The organism is Martinezella sp. CNPSo 3964 (genome assembly GCF_057784375.1).
Genome location: NZ_JBXSOW010000001.1, coordinates 649,448 through 669,334 on the forward strand (window position 1 = coordinate 649,448; position 19,887 = coordinate 669,334).

Below are 19,887 nucleotides of genomic sequence, written 5' to 3' on the forward strand. Positions count from 1 at the left end.
GTCAGGCGACCAGGCGCGGATACTCGATGGCCGGGCAACGATCCATGACAACCCTCACCCCTGCGGCTTCCGCTCTTGCCGCGGCGGCGTCATCGCGCACGCCAAGCTGACCCCAGATGACCGGTGGCCGCGGCTCGATCATGATCGTCTCCTCCACGACCGATCGAAGATATTCGGGTGCCCGGAAAACATCGACCATATCCACAGGCTCGGGAATATCGGCCAGGCGCGCATAGACCCATTGACCAAGAATTTCCTTGCCGGCCTGTCCGGGATTGATGGGGATGACGCGATACCCCCTGTTCAGGAGATAGGCCATCACACCGTTGCTCGGGCGCGCGGGATTGGGCGAAGCGCCAACGAGCGCAATGGTCCTTACGGACAAGAGGATATCGGCTATATAGGAATCGTCATAACTATCGTGGTTCATCACGAAGCCTCCCACCTCGATCACACTTGCGTTTTGTCACAAATATGGAAACCGCAACGGCAGTCTCCGCGTATATATATTGTATTATAACAAGTTCAGGGAGGATTACTCAGATGAAAAAATTCATCCTGCTGGGCCTGCTCGTCACCTCGGCCGCGACGCCGGCATTCGCGATTTCGCGATATAACTCCATGTCCATGACCTGCGCAGAAGCCAGGGCGGTCATCAACCGGGAGCGCGCGGTCATCATGCGCTATCCGGCCAGGAGAACGCCGAACATGACGCTCTATGATCGCTATGTCGCGGACAGCGGCGCATGCGATCTGGGCTTCTACGCCTATCAGGATTATCTTCCCACCAAGGATCGCGCTTCCTGTCCGGTCTATATATGCCGGCCGTCAACCGACCTCGATGACGATGATTTGATTTTCCCACGCTGATCGCAATATGCTGCGGCTGGATAGGCGGACGACTCACGAGTTCGGTACGACCATTGATTGTCCCAGGCACGGCGCATCCTCGGTACCGTGGCCGTGTGGGTGCATTTATGCGCCTACGTTCAAGCTGCTCCTCAAAGCGCTTTCGTAAACTTTCCCGATGCCACAGGGTTGCGTTCTCAGGAAATGCAATCTTTGTTCGCTATTTATTCGCATATAAATTAGAAAATTCGCATGAACAGTCAATCCAAATGAGAACCGAATGTGAACGCGGAACACATGCTATTTCATTATTTTTCCACAGAATAGTTTTCGGACTCGCGTAATGATATACCCTGCGTATTTTTGGATCGACAATTCTATACTTAACTCTTAGTATGATCTTTATCGCCAGCAGCGCGCGTTAGCTGTAATATTTTTCATCTCTTGTAGAATTGTCCACTCTATTCATGAGAGAAAGAGAGATCGCGGGCGGCGTTTTCACCGCGATTTTAGTGCGCCAGGACACTCGCGGCGCTGCAGGCGACACAGCCCCTGTCGTTTTTAAGTAAGAAGTGTCTAATGCTACTCCCGCGTTCACAAGACATGCGATATTTGTTCGCGCTTCATACTCCAATAAATTAGTTATTTATAATGCGAGAGAGAGCGATCTGGAACATAACGAAAACGCCACTCCCGACGCCCGAGATGACCAGAGCAAATAGGCAAGCCTTCATAATGTCCGATATTTCGTTGCTTTTCGATGTATTGCGGATCATATGGAGACCGCACTCCCACAAAATGCCAAGCATCGCCGCTGCACCTGCCAATTTCCGAGGTTTTCCGTGTCTCTCGACGTTATCGCGCTCGTCCTTTTCGGCGCCCTGCTGCACGCGACATGGAATGCGATCATCAAGGCGGGAACCGATAAATCGCTCGACGCCGCACTGGTTTCTGCCGGTGGCGCGGTCGCGGCCCTCCCCCTGCTGCCGTTTCTGCCCTTGCCGACCTCTGCGGCCTGGCCGTTCATCGGCGCTTCGGCCATCCTGCAATTTGCCTATTTCCAGCTCGTTGCAGCCGCCTATCGTGCCGGGGATATCGGGCTCGTCTATCCGCTGATGCGCGGCGTTGCGCCGCTCATCATTGTCTCCACAAGCAGCTTCATCCTGAAGGAATCGCTTTCGGGCGGCGCATTGATCGGCACCATGACCATTTGCGCCGGCATATTGACGCTTGCCTTCGAGGCGCGAAAGGGCAGCCGCAGGGCGATCGTTCTGGCTCTTGCCAATGCCGTCGTCATCGCGACCTATACCTATGTCGACGGCATCGGCGCGCGGATATCGGGCAATTCGGTTTCCTATACTCTATGGATGGCACTGCTGCCTCCCGTTCTCCTTTTCGCCTGGGCGATATCGCAACGGGGCGTCAATGCCGTCGCCGCCCATGTCCGCTATAACTGGTGGCGCGGGCTTATCGGCGGCAGCGGGTCGATCGCCTCCTACGGGCTGGCGTTGTGGGCGATGACCAAGGCACCGGTCGCCATGGTCGCCGCCTTGCGCGAGACTTCGATCCTCTTCGCTTTGGTGATATCGGTCCTCGTCTTGAAGGAACGATCGAGCATCTGGCGTTATATTGCCGGCGCCATCATTGCCGCCGGAGTGCTGGTTTTGCGGTTAGGTTGACGACAAAATGTGTGGCCTTATTATACCACATATGTAATTCATTGATTTTGTTCATCAATTTTTACAGGCATCCGGTAATCCTATATTGACCCGGGCTCTTAATCGCTCTATAAGCCGCCGCAGATTGCAGCCTTTCCGGGCTGCTTTCTTTTTGGCACGTATTCATACGCGCCAAACCAAGCAACAAGAAACGCCCTGATGCCTTCGGGCCAAGGGTCCCAAAAGAGAGTATGCAACATGGCAACCTTCTCCCAGAAGCCTGCAGAGGTGGAGAAGAAGTGGGTTCTCATCGACGCCGAAGGGCTTGTCGTTGGCCGTCTCGCTTCTATCATCGCAATGCGTCTGCGCGGCAAGCATAAGGCCACCTTCACGCCGCACGTCGACGACGGCGACAACGTCATCGTTATCAATGCCGACAAGGTCGTTTTCACCGGCAAGAAGTACGAAGACAAGGTTTATTACTGGCACACCGGTTATGCCGGCGGCATCAAGGAGCGTACGGCTCGCCAGATCATCGAAGGCCGCTTCCCGGAGCGCGTCGTTGAGAAGGCCGTCGAGCGCATGGTTCCCCGCGGTCCGCTCGGCCGTCGCCAGATGAAGAACCTGCGCGTCTACGCCGGCTCCAACCATCCCCACGAAGCTCAGCAGCCGGTCGTCCTCGACGTCGCCAAGCTGAACAAGAAGAACGTAAGGAGCGCCTGATAATGGCTGACCTTTCCTCCCTGAAGGACCTCGGCACGACGTCGGAAGCAGCAGCTGCTCCGGTTCACGTCCGCAAGGTCGACTCGCTCGGCCGCTCCTACGCGACCGGCAAGCGCAAGGACGCCGTCGCCCGCGTATGGGTCAAGGCCGGCTCCGGCAAGATCATCGTCAACGGCAAAGACTACACGGCTTACTTCGCCCGTCCGGTTCTGCAGATGATCCTGCGTCAGCCGATCGTCGCTGCTGCCCGTGACGGCCAGTTCGACATCATCGCAACCGTTGCCGGCGGCGGCCTCTCCGGCCAGGCCGGTGCCGTTCGTCACGGCCTGTCCAAGGCGATCACCTACTTCGAGCCGGGCCTGCGCTCGGTGCTGAAGAAGGGTGGCTTCCTGACCCGCGACAGCCGCGTTGTTGAGCGCAAGAAGTACGGCCGTGCAAAGGCACGTCGCTCGTTCCAGTTCTCCAAGCGTTAATCGCTTGCCCGAGACGGGATTTTCGAAAGGCCGGGGTTTCCCCGGCCTTTTTCTTTTGCGGCATTGAAAATAAAGAAAATCTCCCGAGGCAAGGAACACATTTTGTGGCAAAGTCCCGCCACAAGCATCGGGGGAGTTCAATGCGCAGCTTCATCTTTTCGCTTCTGTTCCTGATCGGCGGCATTTCACCGGCTTTGTGCGATGATGCGCAGCCGGCAGAACCCGCCGAAAAACCGGCCGACATGCAGAGCATGAAGGATTTTCTTGCGGCAAACCCGGATTGCCGCGAATTCAACGACAGCTGCTCCCATTGCGTTGTGACGAACGGACAGGCCGAGTGTTCCACGCCGCAAATCGCCTGTGTGAAAAAGCCGTATCAATGCACTGCTCGATCAGGCAAATAGCCGTCGAACCTATTGGCATGCGATTCCAAGTCGAATCTCGAAATTTGACGACTCCCGGAGATACCATGAGCCCCAGAAAATCATCGCGTTTCGCGGCAACTCCCGAGCCGCCCTACTACATCGTATCCTTTGCTTCGATCCGAACGTCCGGCGATAATGGCTATGGCGCGATGGGCGAACGTATGGAGGAAATGGCGCTGGCGCAGGAGGGCTGTCTCGGGCTCGAAAGCGCAAGGGGAGCTGATGGTTTTGGCGTCACCAACTCCTTCTGGCGAGACGAGGAAAGCATCCTTGCCTGGAAGAATGTCGTATCGCATCTGGCCGCGCAGAAACTTGGACGCGAGCGCTGGTATGAAGAATACAAGGTTCGCGTAGGACGTATAGAAAGAGCCTATGATTTCCAGGTGAGCAAAGGAGACGCCCTTGCCGAGCACGTCGATTGATCACGCCTTCACATCAACCGGCCTGACTTCCGCAGCGAGTGATCCGACCTTTGCCGGCGCGCTGTCCTTCATGCGTCGCCGCTTTACGAAATCGCTTGAGGGCGTCGATGCCGTGGTCTGGGGCATCCCCTTCGATGCCGCGACCTCCAACCGCCCGGGAACGCGTTTCGGGCCGCAAGCGATCCGCCGCGCCTCGGCAATCTTCGACAATGACCCCCAATATCCCTTCAACCGCGATCTTTTCGCTGATATGGCCGTGATCGACTATGGCGACTGCCTGCTCGACTACGGCAACCATCAGGATACACCGGCTGCCATCGAACGTCAGGCGACGACGATCCTCGACAGCGGCGCCTTCATGCTGACGCTCGGCGGCGATCACTACATCACATGGCCGCTGTTGAAGGCGCATGCCGCTAAGCATGGCCCGCTAGCGCTGGTGCAGTTCGATGCGCATCAGGACACCTGGTTCGACGATGGCAAGCGTATCGACCACGGCTCCTTCGTTGCCCGCGCCGTGCGCGACGGACTGATCGATCCGGACCGCTCGATCCAGATCGGCATCCGCACGCATGCGCCCGAGGATTTCGGCATCCAGATTATCTACGGCAATCAGGTCGAGGACATGAGTGCGGGCGATATCGCCTCGACAATCATCTCGCATACCAAGGGCGCGCCGATCTACCTCACCTTCGATATCGATTGCCTCGATCCGGCCTATGCTCCAGGCACGGGAACGCCGGTCGCAGGAGGTCCTTCCAGCGCCAAGATCCTGTCGGTGCTGCAGCGGCTGCATCAGCTCGACATCCGCGGCGCCGACGTCGTCGAAGTCTCGCCGGCCTATGACCACGCAGACATCACCGCCATTGCGGGGGCGACCGTGGCGATGTATATGCTCGGTCTCCACGCCGAACGACGTGCGAGCGGCCGCTGAGACACAATTTCGGAACATGCGCGACGGTTTTTGAAGATCGTCCTGCTGCGTCCGGAGTGGCTGTTATGAAATTGAATCAACTGCATGGCAAACTGAGTCCGGAAACATTCTCAACCTATTGAAAGAGCAGGAATAAGATGGCACCGAAAATCTTCATCGATGGCGAACACGGAACCACGGGCTTGCAGATCCGCACGCGCATGGCCGACCGCCGCGATGTCGAGCTGCTGTCTATTCCGGAAGCCGAGCGGCGCAACGCCGCCATGCGCGAGGACATGCTGAACAGCGCCGATATCGCCATTCTCTGCCTACCCGACGATGCGTCGAAGGAAGCGGTGAAGATGGTAGCAGGCAACAATAATGTCCGCGTCATCGACACCTCGACGGCCTTCCGCATCCATCCCGACTGGGCCTATGGCTTTGCCGAAATGGACAGCAACCAGGGTAACAAGATCAGGGCAGCACGTTTCGTTGCCAATCCCGGCTGCTATCCGACAGGCGCGATCGGCCTTATCCGGCCGCTGCGCGCAGCCGGTATCCTACCGACGAGCTATCCCGTGACGGTCAATGCCGTCTCCGGCTATACGGGCGGCGGCAAGCAGATGATTGCGCAGATGGAAAACCCGGATCATCCAGATGCGATCACCGCGCCGCATTTCCTCTACGGCCTGCCGCTGACCCACAAGCATGTGCCCGAGATGACGACGCACGGCCTGCTGGAGCGTGCGCCGATCTTCTCGCCCTCTGTTGGACGCTTCCCCCAGGGCATGATCGTGCAGGTGCCGCTACATCTCGGCGATCTTGCAGATGGAGCGACCCTGGAGAGCATCCACGCTGCACTCGTCGACCATTATGCCGGTCAGGATATCGTCCAGGTCGTTTCGCTCGATCAGAGCCGCGCCCTGCCCCGTATCAACGCCGTCGAGCTCGCCGGCAAGGACACGATGAAGCTCTTCGTCTTCGGCACGCCGGGGGCGGCCCAGGTCAACCTCGTTGCGCTGCTCGACAATCTCGGCAAGGGCGCATCCGGCGCTGCCGTACAGAACATGGATCTGATGCTGAGCGCCTGATTTTCCTGGCATAACTTGAAACGCGATCGGCCCGGCCTGCTCGTCCATTTTGGATCGATCAGGCCGGGCTTTTTTCATGCCAACAAGGCGTTTTGCGCAATTTCGAACCCACCATCGTCCTCGGCCTTATTTTTGCCGTCGCTCTAAATTAGCCGAAGCTACACGGAAAAGTGATCGACCGTGAGGCTCCGCGACCAATTGTCGGCCGGATTTGCTCTTTAACGGCTTCACTGACCCGGATGAGTGGGGCGTTCAAAACTATCCCTTTTTTCAATGAATATCCAAGAATGAGCCATCGTAAAGGAATTGGTTACCATAATTCGGCATGCTTCCAGACAGCCGGCAAGTTGGCGACCGAACGCGACTTTCGCGTTAGGGCGCGTGTGCGTTCTTGAGCCGGCTTGGTGTCTGTGTAGTTTGGATAACGAGTAACATGGCGTTTGTGACCGAAACCTTCGGTAACTTCAATTCGCGCTCCGGCTATGCCTCGCGATCAAAAAAATCCTTCAGCATCCGTCCCGGCACCCTAGCCACCGGCGTCGCAGTCGCGGCTTTTGCCTGGGTCGCGGCGACGCTGATGACGACGCAATCGATGGTGCTGTCGCTTCCCGGCGCGGCGACATCGGCAGATAGCTTCATGGTGCCACGCGCATCAGCCTTTATTGTTCCACAAAGCCCCATGGCACATCCTGCCCGGTATGCCAGCCAGACGACTTCGCTGCATGGACAAAGCCGCTTCGGCAAGGTCGTGAGTGCAGAGGTTCAAACGAAAGCCAGCGGTGCGGATGCGGTTCGTGTGCAACTGGCATATGCGCTCGCACAACAGACATCCGATATGAAGCAGGCTCAGGATGCGGCCGCAAGCATCAAGGGCGGCCGTCTCGAAGTGGCCGCGGCATCGCCGGAAACGATCGACCATCTGCGCAAGGTGATCGCCATCAATTTCGCGACTACGCTACAATCGCTCAGTCAGGCAAAATATGCAGCCGCTCTGATACCGACCGCAAGTCCCATCAAGACAATAGGGCAACCGGCTGCAGTCGCTTCCGCAGCCCCCGAAGTGAGCCTGCCCGCCATTGCGGAAGCAAGGCCACTGCCCGCCAAGGACGCCGATATCGCGGTGGCCGAGGCCGTGCTGAACGTCATCCCCATGACGCGGCCTGCCCGCGAAACGCCTGTGCAGCGCGCCAACGCCACAAGCGCTATCGCCAAGGCGACAGGCAACGAAGCCTCTGCACAGCCGTCATCGCGCATGATGGCTTATGCCGATCCGGATGACAGCTCCGTTCGCAAGACGAAGCCATTCATCAATCCGTTTGCGGCGATCAGCCCCGGCGCGGGCACTGCGATCTACGATATCGAGGCAAAGACCGTTTATCTGCCGAGCGGCGAACGCCTCGAGGCCCATTCCGGCCTCGGCCACATGCGTGACAACCCTCGCTATGTCGACCGCAAGAACACCGGCCCGACGCCGCCTGAAACTTATAACCTGACATATAGGGAAAGCCTGTTCCATGGCGTGCAGGCGATACGCCTGACACCCGCAAACGGCGCCCGCGTCTATGGCCGCGACGGTTTGCTGGCTCACACCTACATGCTCAGAGGCGGTCGTGGCGAATCGAATGGCTGCGTAGTCTTCAAGGATTACAACCGCTTCCTGGCCGCCTTCAGGCGCGGCGAAATCAAGCGCCTGAAGGTGGTCACACGCGTGTCGTCAGCAGCAAGCGTCGCTTCCGCGCGCTAAAAAGGCTAAAAGGATTGAGGCGCAAAGCGCCTCAATCCTTCACGATGATCGATGTCTGGCGCGGCAGTTCGCCATAGAAGCCACGCCAATTGGCAATTGCGAAGCCGAAGACGATCAGGGCGCCCGCCTGATGCGCCAGAGCCAGATCCAGTGGCACATGCAGCAGCAATGTCGAAATGCCAAGGATCGCCTGGATCAGCACGAGCACGAAGAGAACAACGGATCGCCGCGCATGGGTCGTCTGCGCCGCCGCACGTAGCGAGACAATCATGTTGATCGCGACGACGATAAAGAGCGCATAGGCGCCGAGACGGTGAACGAACTGAACCGTCTTCGGATTCTCGAAGAAATTGATCCAGGCTGGCGACTGTATGAAAAGATCACTCGGCAGGACGGCGCCATCCATGAGCGGCCAGGTATTGTAGCTGAGGCCAGCATCGAGACCGGCAACGAGGGCGCCGAGATAGATCTGGAACAGCGCCATGAAGACGATCAAACCGGCGAGTTTCGCCGAATAGCGCGTCGGCGCGGGTTCGTTCGAATGCGGCGACAGGGCACGCATGAACCACATGCAGGCGGCAAAGATCAGACAGGCGGTCACGAGATGGGTAGCGAGGCGGTATTGGCTGACGTCGGTGCGCGCCTCCAGGCCCGAGGAGACCATCCACCAGCCGATCGCCCCCTGAAGACCACCAAGCACGAAAATGCCGGCGAGCGGCAGCCAGAGTTTGCGCTCGACGCGGCCGGTCAGGACGAAGAACAGCAGCGGCAGGCCGAAGATGAGGCCGATGGTGCGCGCCAGCAGGCGATGCGCCCACTCCCACCAGAATATGCCTTTGAACTCCGCGACCGTCATATCCTTGTTCAGGATCTGAAACTGAGGGATGCGCTTGTAGAGATCGAATTCCTCCTGCCACTCCTGCGCATTCAGCGGCGGGATGACGCCGTGGATCGGCTGCCACTGCGTGATCGACAGCCCGGAATTGGTGAGCCGCGTCGCGCCGCCCACCAGCACGAGACCGAAGAGAACCAAAAGCACGCAGGCGAGCCAGATGCGGATGGCGCGACGATTGCGGTCCTGACGAGCCACTTCCTTCAAAATAGCCTGTTCGGTCGTAAAATTAGTGGCAGCCATGGCTTCTCCCTTCGATCAGGCTGTTGATTTGCCCGATAGGGGCGTGCAAAACAAGTCCCGGGAGTTTGCGGCATGCCGTCGCGGCATGCTGTCATAATGAGGAGAAAACCCCGTGCCCCTTCGCCTGCGCAAATTCATTGGCATGATCCTGCTCGTGCTGTTGGTTGCAATCTATGCGATCGTCGCCATGATCGTTGCAGTGCGAACGCTTGCAGATCAACCCGGCTGGGTGCATTTCCTCTATTTCCTTGTCAGCGGCATCATATGGGTGCTGCCGGCGATGGGCATCATCAAGTGGATGGCTGGGCCACGCCCGCAATGATGCCCGCCCCAGCCCGATTTACACAAGGCTAACCCTGATCCGCGCGTTATCCGGCGTGAATGTACCATCTTAAGCCAAAAATAAGCCGTTGCCCGCCAGACTGCGTTCGAATGCCGCCGGAGCGGAGAAGATCGGATGCACACCCAGACGCGAGATATCACCGGCATGGCCGCCGCTGAGGCAGCGGATGGGCATATTCCGCCCATCGAGACGCGGCCTGTGGCCGCCGATCCGTTGCGGGTCGATATCTTCGACAGTATGGCACCGCTCGAACTCGAATGGCGCGCGCTGGAACGGGACGATCTCAACTCGCTACACCAGAGCTATGACTGGTGCGCAGCCTGGGTAGAGAACTTCGAACGTCCTCTCGCCATCATCCGGGGCTCCATCGGAGATCACGTCGCCTTCATCCTGCCGCTCGAGATCATCCGCAGTCGCGGAACAAGACGAGCCGAGTTCATCGGAGGCCACCACAACAATATCAATACCGGCCTGTTTTCTGCCCGGTTCCTGGCGAACGGGGAACTGACGCCCGTTCAATTGGATACCATATCGGCGGCTCTGCGCAGCAAGGTAGACGTCGCCATCCTGCGCAACGTCCCGCTCGAATGGCGCGGCCGCAAAAGCCCGCTCGCCTCGCTGACGTCGATCGAAAACCAGAACCATGCCTTTCAGATGCCCTTCCTCGGCAGTTTCGAAGCAAGTCTGAAGCAGGTGAATGCCAAACGCCGGCGCAAGAAGTTCAAGCATCAGAGCAGGCTTCTCGATGCCAGGGGCGGCTACGAATATGTGATTGCCGATCCTGATCAGCAAGACGCGCTTCTCGATCTGTTCTTCCGGCAGAAGGCGGCCCGCTTCAAGGATGCTGGCCTGCCCGATGCCTTCAATGATGTCCGGATAAAAGCCGCGCTGCATGCGATGTTGCGCCGGCAGGAGGGTGACGTCCTCAATGCGACGCTGCAAATGCATGCGCTGCGCCTGAAAGGCGAGCACGAGGGCCATATTCCGGCAATCGCCGCCCTGTCCCGCAAGGGAGATCACGTCATCTGCCAGTTTGCCTCTATCGACGAAGCCCTGGTTGCGGAGGCGAGCCCCGGCGAATTGCTGTTCTGGCTGATGATCGAGCGGCTGCATCGTGAAAGCGTCGCGCTCTTCGATTTCGGCATCGGCGACCAGATTTACAAGCGTTCCTGGTGCCCGATGGAAACGGTGCAGTATGATCTCTTCTTGCCCGTCTCGGGCATGGGACGTCTTGCGGCTGTGACGCAACGGAGCATCACGCGTACGAAGGTCGCGATCAAGTCCAATCGCAAGCTCTATTCCTTCGTCCAGCGGCTGCGGGCGCGACACGGAGCCGGCGCCACATCAGATGATGGCGGCGGTGACGCCGATTGATCAGGCTGCGTCGCGGCGCGTATCCGGATCATGCTCCTCACGCCAGCCGGACATCAGAATGATGTGCTCATAGCCGGCCTTCTGGAATTCCGTCATGGCTGAGATGAACTGGCTTTCATCGGGCTCAGGCATGGAGAGGATGATTTCCGTCTCCTTGCTGCGCGTCAGCCGGGCGACGCCTGAGACTTCGGCCGCGCCGCACTCCACCAGAACGATGTCGTAGGCCGAACCCAGTGCATCGAGGATCAGCGACAGACGGTCGGCGCCGCGCATAGCACGGGCAAGGTCGCTCATGCCCTGCGGCACGAGATGGGCGTCCGACAGACGATCCGGATGGATCGTGTCGCCAAATGCCGCTTCGCCGCACAGCAGGTCGGTTACGCCGGGAAGTTCGTCATGTTCGGCCATCAGCCTTGAGGGACATCCAGTACCGGTCATATCGACCAGCACGACACGGCTTCCCGCATCGGCGATGGTCCGCGCCAGCATGACGGTCGCCGTCGAACCACTGTCACCAGTCGGAGATATGGCGATCGCAAGCCGCGAGCCGCTTTCTATCAGATAATCGGCGACGGATTGGATGGAGAAATCCTCCTCTTCCTCCGCCGCGTGAGCGGTCTGGCCGGATTCATGGACCGGAGCGATCACGGTACCCGAAGTGTTTGCAGTATCCGGAGCTATTGCGGCGTCAGTAACCTGAACCGGGATTTCCTCTGCCGGAACCGAAAGCATGCTTGCTGGCACCTCGACACCGCTCGCTCTCGCGACTGCACGAACCGGAACAGGCTCGCCAGCGGGTTGAGCACGTTTCGCCGTCTCCTGCACGGCGGCATCTTCCTTGCGGGCAGGCCCGACGGGTCGCAATGCGCGGCCGCTGAACAGCTCCGCGAGCATGATGACGATGGCCGTGAGAATGAAGGTAGCAAGAGTAGCGACGACAACGATCGGACCGACCTTCGGGAAAGACGGATCGACCGGCTCGACGGCCGTGGAAACGATACGCGCGTCGGCGGGGCTGGAGTTCTTGTCGACGCGAGAGGCTGCCTCGCGATAACGAGCGAGATAGGTCTCGAGCAATTGCCGCTCGGCCGCAGCTTCGCGCTCCAGCGCGTTGAGGCCGACTTCGTCCTCCCCTGCCCGGGCGCTGTCGGCCTTCAGCGTATTCGATTGGGCCAGGAGCTGCTGTTCACGCAACTGCGCCACCTTTGCCTCATTCTCGATGCTCGCCAAAATCCTCTGGGTCTCGCGATCAATCTGCTGACGGATATCGGAAAGCTGCGCCCGCAGGCTCTTAAGCCGCGGATGCCCATCCATCAGTGTTGTGGACAAATCCGAGATCTGCGACTCGAGATTCGACTGGGTCGCCTTCAGCCGCTGAATGGTCTGCGACCCTGCGACGTCGGCAAGCGTGTCGGTGGAACGGCCGCTGGACAGTGCGCTGCGCACCGCCTGCGCCCGCGCCTCGGCATTTGCCTTGTCGCCGCGGACCTGCGCCAGCTGCGTCGAAATATCCGCGAGCTGCTGCGTGGCGAAATTATTGTTCTGGCTGGTCTGGAGAAGCCCGTTGGCCGAACGATAATCGGCGACCTTCTTTTCAGCCTCGCTGACCTTATCGCGCAGCTTGGCGATCTCCGGTTCCAGCCAGCGCGTTGCCTCACTGTTGGAATCAAGCTTGGCGCCGCTCTGCATGGATAGATAGACTTGCGCCATGGCATTCGGCACGCTGGCGGCGAGATCCGGATTGCGGGACGTGAAGCTGATGCCGATCACGCGCGAACTGTTGATCTGATAGACCTGCAGGCGGCTGTTGAAAGCATCGAGCATTCGCTCTTCCGGGGCCTTGTCTGCCGCCGCCCGCTTCAGATGCATCTTGATCAGAATATCCGAGAGCGCGGAGCCGTTGCTGCCGGCGGCAAACTCGGGGCGATCGTAGAGCTTGAGATTTGTAATGACCTGCTTGACCAGATCCGCCGACTGCAGGATCTGCACCTGGCTGGCAATATTCAGTTCGTCCAGCAGAGGGCCGGCGCCGGCATCGTTGCCCGATGTCGTCGTCGCAAAAGCCGGCGCGCGCTGCTCGATGAGGATGCGGGCCTCGCTGCGATATTCCGGTGACATCACCTTGGCAATGGCGAACGCCGCGCAGGCGCCCGCGAGCGTGATGGCAATGACGCGCACCCGCCGCTGCCACACCGCGCGAAAGAGCTGAGCGAGATCGATGTCCACATCCTGCTGGGTGCTGTTGACACCGGACATATGCAAAACTCCGTAATAGAAAGCCGAAATTAATCGTAAACGACTATGGTAACCCAAGCGTTAATAGTATTTCGCCAGCATTATTTTTGGCATCGCTAATTTTTTCCTGGAATTTGTTTTGCTCTTTACCGACCGTTAACCCTAACGGATCGATAACGACGGCAGTGTCTTCCCTTTCTAATGAGCGCGAAATGCCCTTCGCAAAGTCAAAGATTGTCCTTGCACTCGGGATGGCTGCCGTGAGCGCCGCGCTCACCGGCTGCAACACCTATCAACCGGCGCCCAAGGCCTTCAACGAGGCCACGATTCAGCCCTATACGCTTGATAGCGGCGACCGGTTGCGCGTCACAGTGTTCGACCAAGCCGGCCTCACCAACACCTATACTGTCGATCAGGCCGGCTATATTGCCTTCCCGCTGATCGGTCAGGTCGCTGCCCGCGGCCGGACCCTGCAGCAGCTTTCCGGCCAGATCGCACAGAAGCTTCGCCAGGGATATATTCGCGATCCAGACGTCACCATCGACATCGACCGCTATCGCTCGGTCTATATTATGGGCGAAGTCGGCCAGCCGGGCCAATATTCCTATGTACCGGGCATGACCATCCAGAACGCCATCGCGGTTGCGGGCGGCTTCACCAGCCGAGCCAATCAATCCAATGCGGATGTCACGCGCAAGATCAACGGTCATGTCATGACGGGCCGGGTCGGCATCTCCGATCCGGTGCTGGCAGGCGATACCATCTATGTCAGAGAGCGGTTATTCTAACCGCACCCGCTCATGGTCAGACCGCTTCGAATCCTTCATTGCTTCAGATCGCCGGTCGGCGGCGTCTTTCGCCATGTCCGGGATCTGGCGGAGGAGCAGAGCAAAGCGGGCCACGAGGTCGGCATCCTTTGCGACAGTCTGACGGGCGGCGAGCATGAGGATCGTCTGTTCGACGATATCGCGCCGTTCCTGGCTCTCGGCGTCGTCCGCCTGCCGATCCGACGGCAAATTACTCTGTCGGATGCTGCTACGCTCTGGAGCAGCTACAAGGAAATCAGGAGCTTGCGGCCGGATGTGCTGCACGGGCATGGCGCCAAAGGCGGCCTGCTTGCGCGCGTTCTCGGCTCGATCCTGCGGGTCAACAGGTATCGCGTAGCCCGCCTCTATACAGCGCATGGGGGAAGCCTGCATTTCTCACGCCGCTCGTTCCAGGGCATACTGGTGCATAGCCTGGAACGGATGCTGGAATTTTTGACCGACGGGCTGATCTTCATCTGCGATTTCGAACGCCGCACCTATGAAAGAAAGATCGGCAAGCCGCGCACCCGTTCGGTGATGATCTATAATGGCATCAGCGAAAGAGATTTTCGCACCATACCGACACGATCGGACTCCGTGCATTTCGTCTACATCGGCATGCTGCGGGACCTCAAAGGTCCCGATCTGTTTGTGGACGCCTTTGCGAAAACGGAGCGGCGGATCGGCAGGCCGCTTTCGGCACTGATGATCGGCGATGGGCCAGACAGAGACAAATATCACCGGATGATGGTCGAACGGGGTCTCGGTCACCGCATCGGCATGCTGCCGGCGATGCGCGTACAAGAGGCCTTCACGGTATCGCAGAATATCGTCGTTCCCTCGCGCGCAGAAGCCATGCCCTATATTGTTCTGGAAGCGCTTGCCGCCGGAAAGACCGTCATCGCCTCGCGCGTCGGCGGCGTTGCGGAAGCACTTGGCGAAAACAGCCCCGCACTCGCCAAGCCGGAAGATGCCGATGACCTCTCGCGCATCATGGCCGAAGCGATCACCGAGCCACAATGGGGCGCTCGCAACATGCCCGATATCGGGACGATACGATCGAATTTTTCCGCCTCGGCCATGGCTCGGGATACTTTGCACCTGTATCAAAATATACTTGGCCTGGACAGCGACGGTTAGAATACAGGCAAGCGTTGTAAGTGTTTCTTAGCTGATATCTGATAGGCCTTGTCCGGTAACGACCGGATAAGCTGCCATGAACACTTCGGAAAAGTCCGAGCAATTCAACTTGGACAATCTTCGCAAGCAGGTTTCGGAAATCCGCACCCGCGGTGAGAGCGAGACTAACAGCGACCGCCCAGACGGCATGAATGCCTATGCGCGGCAGATCGCCGAACAGCTTCGCGAAACCAACCAGTCTCCGGCAATCATCGTCGGGCAATACCGGCTGTTCGAATTTCTGTCGTTGCTTGCATTCGGGCTTGCGATCCTCCTCTTCGGGACGTCAGACAACCATCCCTTCCTGTCAAAGGCCGTGGTGACGATCGCCCTTTGCGGTCTTGCCATCGTCTTCCTGCAGATTGCGGATGCCTATCAGATACCGGTCCTGCGCTCGCCGCATCATTTCCTGCACCGGATTCTCGGGTCTTGGGCGGCCGCCTTCGCGGTCATGGTCATCGCCCTCCTCCCCTTCGACATCAACAATATCTACTCCCTCTCGCTTCTCGGCCTTTGGCTCGCGGCAGGCGCGGGTTTTCTCCTCATCGCCCGCCTGCTTTTCGCCTATGGCATCCGCCACTGGGCACGCAACGGCGTCATGGAAAGACGCGCCGTCATCGTCGGCGGCGGTGAGCCGGCAAAGGAGCTCATCCGCGCGCTCGAGCATCAATCCGACAACGATATCCGCATCTGCGGCATCTTCGACGATCGCGGCGAAAAGCGCTCTCCGATCATGGTGGCCGGCTATCCGAAGCTCGGCACGGTATCGGAACTGGTCGAATTCGCCCGGCTCGTGCGCATAGATATGCTGATCATCGCGCTGCCGATCAGCGCCGAAGATCGCATTCTGCAACTGCTAAAGATGCTATGGGTGCTGCCCGTCGACATTCGTCTCGCGGCGCATGCCAACAAGCTGCGCTTTCGCCCGCGTGCCTATTCGCATGTCGGCGCCGTGCCGATGCTCGATATCTTCAACAAGCCGATCCGCGATTGGGACGGCGTTGCCAAGCGCATCTTCGACATCTTCTTCAGCCTGGTCGCACTTGCTTTGCTCTGGCCGATCATGCTCGGCGCGGCAATTGCCGTGAAGGCAACCTCGAGAGGACCGGTCTTCTTCATGCAGAAGCGCCATGGCTTCAACAACGAGATCATCAAAGTCTTCAAGTTCCGCTCGATGTATACGCATATGAGCGATCCGTCGGCGCGCAATGCCGTGACCAAGAACGACCCGCGCGTGACCCCCGTCGGACGCTTCATCCGCAAGACGTCGATCGACGAGTTGCCTCAGCTCTTCAACGTGCTGCTCGGCAGCCTCTCGCTCGTCGGCCCGCGACCGCATGCCGTGCTTGCCGCCAGTCACAACCGCACCTATGCCGATGTCGTCGAAGGCTATTTCGCGCGCCATCGCGTGAAGCCGGGCGTGACCGGCTGGGCGCAGATCAACGGTTGGCGCGGCGAAATCGACAGCGACGACAAGATCAAATTCCGTACGGCCTACGATCTCTACTACATCGAGAACTGGTCGCTGCTCTTCGACCTGAAGATCCTGTTCCTGACGCCGTTCCGCCTGCTCAATACGGAAAACGCCTATTGAGCGCGATCGACCTGTCATCACCCCGCGTCGCTCAGCCGCAGCTTGCCGCATTGCGGTTGATCGGCACGGCGAGCGTTGCCATCGGGGTGTTCCTGTCGGGTTTCGTCATCGCGGAACCGGCGCCTTATGAGCTGTGGCTCGCCTTTCTGATCGGCACCTGGTTCATTCTCGGGCTGAAAATCTCGCGTAGCGTTGCGCCGCTGCTGGCACTATTCCTGCTGTTCAACATTGGCGGCATGCTGTCGATCACGCAGATGCATGACCTCGCCGCCAGCGACCATCTCGCCGGCCCGATCTATATCGCCGTTTCCACCTTCCTGGCGCTGAGCTCCGTCTTCTATGCTGCCATTACCGAAGACAATGAAAGACGGCTGAAGCTGATTTTCAACACATGGGTGGTGGCGGCGCTGATTACCGCCAGCCTCGGCATCCTTGGCTATTTCCATGCCGTGCCGGGCTTCGACATCTTCACCCGCTACGACCGCGCCATGGGAGCATTCCAGGACCCGAACGTCTTCGGTCCCTATCTGGTGGCGCCGAGCCTCTACCTCATGCACGGCCTTCTGATCGGCGACCTGAAGAAGGCGCCGATCAAGGGCATCTGCCTGTTCGTACTGGCCTTCGGCATCTTCCTGTCCTTCTCGCGCGCGGCCTGGGCCTTGTTTGCCTTCGCCTCGACGATGCTGATCTTCTGCATGTTGCTGAAGCACCGCAGCAATACGTTCCGGCTGCGCATCCTGGTGATGTCCCTGGCGGCGATCATCCTCATGGTCGTCCTCCTCGTCGTCGCGCTGCAATTCCCGCAGGTCAGCGACCTCTTCTCGACCCGCCTCCAGCTCGTACAAAGCTACGATGGCGGGCATCTAGGCCGCTTCGAGCGTCACAGCATCGGCTTCCAGATGTCCATGGAGCGGCCGTTCGGCATAGGGCCGCTGGTCTTCGGCCAGATCTTTCGCGAGGACGAGCATAATACCTGGCTGAAGACACTGACCACCTATGGCTGGATCGGCTTCGTAACGTGGGTCAGCATGATCTGCTGGACCATCTATATCGGCTTCCGCAACCTGCTGCGGGAACGGCCGTGGCAACCTTTCGTGATGATCGCCTGGATCGTCATTCTCGGCCATGTCGGCATCGGCAATGTCATCGACACCGACCATTGGCGCCACTTCTACATGCTGATCGGCATCGTCTGGGGCTGCGGCGCCCTGGAGCAAAAATATCAGCGTGACTTAAACAAAAAGGAAGCTGCGCCGTGAACATTCGCACCAACGTCAAACGCCTGTCGTTGCTGCAGGTTCTCGAGCCGAGCGGCGGCGGCTCCGGGCGACATTTTCTCGATCTGTGCCGGGCCATGCAGCATCGCGGCCATTCCGTGACCGCCATCTATTCGCCGGTACGCGCTGAGCCTGCCTTCGTCGCCGAGCTGGGAAATATCGGCCTGGACAATGTTATCCCGCTCGCCATGCGGCGCGCGCCCGGCCCCTGGGACCTGACGGCATGGTGGCATCTCCGCAAGATTGCGGCCATTCACGGTCCGTTTGATCTCATCCATGGCCATAGCTCCAAGGCCGGCGCGCTCACGCGCTTGCGGCTGCCAGGACAGCATGTTCCGGTTCTTTACACGCCGCATGCCTTCCGCACCATGGACCCGACGCTGGGTGTGAAAGGTCGCCTGATCTATGGCGGCATCGAGCGCCTTCTCGGGACCTGGCTGACGGATCGTCTGGTCTGTGTTTCACAGGACGAATATAATCACGCCCTGTCGCTCGGCATTCCGGAAAAACGCTTGCGCGTCGTCGTCAACGGCGTCAACGCGCCTCCCCTCAGCCAGAGGGCAGCGATCCGCAGGCGATACGGCATTCCTCAGGATGCCCTGCTCTTCGGCTTCGTCGGCCGAATGACGCGACAGAAGGCACCCGAGCGTCTGGTCGAGGCTTTTGCGCAGATAGCGGCTCAATTGCCGCAAGCCCATCTGCTGATGATCGGGATCGGCGAGCTGGCCGACTCCACAAGAGAGATGATCGAGGCGGCCGGGCTCCAAGACCGCGCCCGCATCGATGGCAGCGTGCCGGGTGTGACGGCTATCGACGCCTTCGATGTCGTCGTCATGCCAAGCCGCTACGAGGCGATGTCCTACGTGATGCTCGAGGCCGCGGCCGCGGGCAAGCCGCTGCTGCTCGCGGATGTCGGTGGCGCTCGCACGGTGCTGGAGCACGGCAAGAACGGTTACATCGTGCCAAACAGCGATCATCCAGAAGCATTGGCAACCGCGATGACGCGCTTTGCCGATCCAACGCTGCTTGCAAGTTTTACCGCTGAAGCACGCCGCCGCAAGGATGGTTACACACTCACAGGCATGGCCGATGCGACCGAGAAGATCTATCACGACCTGCTCGGCTACCCCACCCCAGCCCCACTGGGGTTGGCAGCGAATTCCGGTATGGACAATACGGTCGAGGGTCGGGAGAAAAGCGCGGCTGCCCTTTAAATCTGCGCGCGATTTTCATTCAAAATCGGTTCCGCTTTTCGAGCCGATGCGATAGACTTAACTTATGATTACTTCAGCACAATTGCGCGGCGCGCGCGCCATGCTCGGACTGACGGTGGAAACGCTCGCCAGCGAGAGCAAACTCCCGGTTTCGACAATCGAAGCACTGGAAACAGGTGACGGTTCAGCGGACATGAGGGCACTTGCGACGGTTCGTTCCGTCCTCGAAAACCACGGCGTACTTTTCCTCGCCGGTGGCAGCGACGGCGTGGGCGGCCCCGGCATTCGCTTCAAACAATGGTCTGAAAATGACGGCATTCGGCCGGAAAACCTGAATGCCACCAATGACGATTAATGGCTAGAGCAGGTCGCGATCTCCAAGGACCGCTCCCTGCATTTCAGACCCTCGGGCCATTACTAAACCGCTATCGC

Annotated in this window: 21 protein-coding genes; 17 read left to right on the forward strand and 4 right to left on the reverse strand. The window is 59.2% G+C overall.

The features are described 5' to 3' along the window. Position 1: 1 nt before the first annotated feature. Positions 2-430, reverse strand: a complete 429-nt coding sequence (locus tag AC13Q5_RS03150) for a CoA-binding protein (RefSeq protein ID WP_015339469.1) — start codon at positions 428-430, stop codon at positions 2-4. A gap of 113 nt (positions 431-543) precedes the next feature. On the opposite strand from AC13Q5_RS03150, the gene AC13Q5_RS03155 reads away from it, so the two are divergent. The 9 genes from AC13Q5_RS03155 (at position 544) to AC13Q5_RS03195 (ending at position 8,298) form a co-directional block, all read left to right on the forward strand. Next, positions 544-870, forward strand: coding sequence for a hypothetical protein (locus tag AC13Q5_RS03155; RefSeq protein WP_075852257.1), 327 nt, complete (start codon positions 544-546; stop codon positions 868-870). Positions 871-1,691: 821 nt separating this feature from the next. Further along, complete coding sequence (locus AC13Q5_RS03160; protein WP_488500819.1) at positions 1,692-2,528, forward strand: EamA family transporter; 837 nt, start codon at positions 1,692-1,694, stop codon at positions 2,526-2,528. Positions 2,529-2,765: 237 nt separating this feature from the next. Then, positions 2,766-3,230, forward strand: coding sequence for a 50S ribosomal protein L13 (gene rplM, locus AC13Q5_RS03165; RefSeq protein ID WP_004122374.1), 465 nt, complete (start codon positions 2,766-2,768; stop codon positions 3,228-3,230). A 2-nt stretch (positions 3,231-3,232) separates the two neighbouring features. After that, positions 3,233-3,703 carry a 30S ribosomal protein S9 gene (rpsI, locus tag AC13Q5_RS03170; protein WP_075852256.1) on the forward strand — a complete coding sequence of 157 codons (471 nt, stop codon included), beginning with the start codon at positions 3,233-3,235 and terminating at the stop codon, positions 3,701-3,703. 140 nt (positions 3,704-3,843) lie between these two features. After that, a complete protein-coding gene (locus AC13Q5_RS03175; RefSeq protein ID WP_488500820.1) occupies positions 3,844-4,107 on the forward strand; it encodes a hypothetical protein in 264 nt (87 codons plus the stop codon). A gap of 65 nt (positions 4,108-4,172) precedes the next feature. Then, positions 4,173-4,550, forward strand: a complete 378-nt coding sequence (locus AC13Q5_RS03180; RefSeq protein ID WP_488500821.1) for an antibiotic biosynthesis monooxygenase family protein — start codon at positions 4,173-4,175, stop codon at positions 4,548-4,550. Next, positions 4,531-5,484, forward strand: a complete 954-nt coding sequence (speB, locus tag AC13Q5_RS03185; RefSeq protein WP_488500822.1) for an agmatinase — start codon at positions 4,531-4,533, stop codon at positions 5,482-5,484. Before AC13Q5_RS03180 ends, speB begins: the two co-directional genes overlap by 20 nt. Before the next feature lie 137 nt (positions 5,485-5,621). Continuing rightward, positions 5,622-6,554: an N-acetyl-gamma-glutamyl-phosphate reductase gene (gene argC / locus AC13Q5_RS03190; RefSeq protein WP_488500823.1), complete on the forward strand. Its 933-nt coding sequence runs from the start codon at positions 5,622-5,624 to the stop codon at positions 6,552-6,554. A 433-nt stretch (positions 6,555-6,987) separates the two neighbouring features. Next, positions 6,988-8,298, forward strand: coding sequence for a DUF2778 domain-containing protein (locus AC13Q5_RS03195; RefSeq protein ID WP_488500824.1), 1,311 nt, complete (start codon positions 6,988-6,990; stop codon positions 8,296-8,298). A gap of 31 nt (positions 8,299-8,329) precedes the next feature. Here AC13Q5_RS03195 and AC13Q5_RS03200 read toward each other — a convergent pair whose 3' ends face one another. Continuing rightward, on the reverse strand, positions 8,330-9,433 hold the full coding sequence (locus tag AC13Q5_RS03200) for a COX15/CtaA family protein (RefSeq protein ID WP_075852250.1): 1,104 nt from the start codon (positions 9,431-9,433) through the stop codon (positions 8,330-8,332). Between the two features lie 112 nt (positions 9,434-9,545). Here AC13Q5_RS03200 and AC13Q5_RS03205 point away from each other — a divergent pair, with 112 nt between their 5' ends. After that, entirely contained in the window at positions 9,546-9,755 is a 210-nt protein-coding gene (locus AC13Q5_RS03205; protein ID WP_075852249.1) for a DUF2842 domain-containing protein, read from the forward strand. Between the two features lie 135 nt (positions 9,756-9,890). Beyond that, positions 9,891-11,150 carry a GNAT family N-acetyltransferase gene (locus tag AC13Q5_RS03210; RefSeq protein WP_457880056.1) on the forward strand — a complete coding sequence of 420 codons (1,260 nt, stop codon included), beginning with the start codon at positions 9,891-9,893 and terminating at the stop codon, positions 11,148-11,150. On the opposite strand, the gene AC13Q5_RS03215 is transcribed toward AC13Q5_RS03210, so the two are convergent. Then, positions 11,151-13,406: a GumC family protein gene (locus AC13Q5_RS03215; protein WP_457880055.1), complete on the reverse strand. Its 2,256-nt coding sequence runs from the start codon at positions 13,404-13,406 to the stop codon at positions 11,151-11,153. A 43-nt stretch (positions 13,407-13,449) separates the two neighbouring features. Next, on the reverse strand, positions 13,450-13,662 hold the full coding sequence (locus AC13Q5_RS03220) for a hypothetical protein (RefSeq protein ID WP_488501178.1): 213 nt from the start codon (positions 13,660-13,662) through the stop codon (positions 13,450-13,452). Here AC13Q5_RS03220 and AC13Q5_RS03225 point away from each other — a divergent pair. From AC13Q5_RS03225 to AC13Q5_RS03250, 6 genes are all read left to right on the forward strand, one after another. Beyond that, complete coding sequence (locus AC13Q5_RS03225) at positions 13,598-14,173, forward strand: polysaccharide biosynthesis/export family protein (RefSeq protein ID WP_069616269.1); 576 nt, start codon at positions 13,598-13,600, stop codon at positions 14,171-14,173. The genes AC13Q5_RS03220 and AC13Q5_RS03225 overlap by 65 nt on opposite strands. 12 nt (positions 14,174-14,185) lie before the next feature. Further along, positions 14,186-15,331: a glycosyltransferase family 4 protein gene (locus AC13Q5_RS03230; protein ID WP_075852246.1), complete on the forward strand. Its 1,146-nt coding sequence runs from the start codon at positions 14,186-14,188 to the stop codon at positions 15,329-15,331. Positions 15,332-15,407: 76 nt separating this feature from the next. Beyond that, positions 15,408-16,964 carry an undecaprenyl-phosphate glucose phosphotransferase gene (locus tag AC13Q5_RS03235; protein WP_488500825.1) on the forward strand — a complete coding sequence of 519 codons (1,557 nt, stop codon included), beginning with the start codon at positions 15,408-15,410 and terminating at the stop codon, positions 16,962-16,964. Beyond that, positions 16,961-18,223: an O-antigen ligase family protein gene (locus tag AC13Q5_RS03240; RefSeq protein ID WP_488500826.1), complete on the forward strand. Its 1,263-nt coding sequence runs from the start codon at positions 16,961-16,963 to the stop codon at positions 18,221-18,223. The genes AC13Q5_RS03235 and AC13Q5_RS03240 overlap by 4 nt, the downstream gene beginning before the upstream one ends. Next, positions 18,220-19,455, forward strand: a complete 1,236-nt coding sequence (locus AC13Q5_RS03245; protein WP_488500827.1) for a glycosyltransferase family 4 protein — start codon at positions 18,220-18,222, stop codon at positions 19,453-19,455. Before AC13Q5_RS03240 ends, AC13Q5_RS03245 begins: the two co-directional genes overlap by 4 nt. Before the next feature lie 64 nt (positions 19,456-19,519). Continuing rightward, positions 19,520-19,810 (forward strand): helix-turn-helix domain-containing protein, encoded by a 291-nt coding sequence (locus tag AC13Q5_RS03250; RefSeq protein WP_075852242.1) that lies wholly within the window; start codon positions 19,520-19,522, stop codon positions 19,808-19,810. Positions 19,811-19,887: the final 77 nt, after the last annotated feature.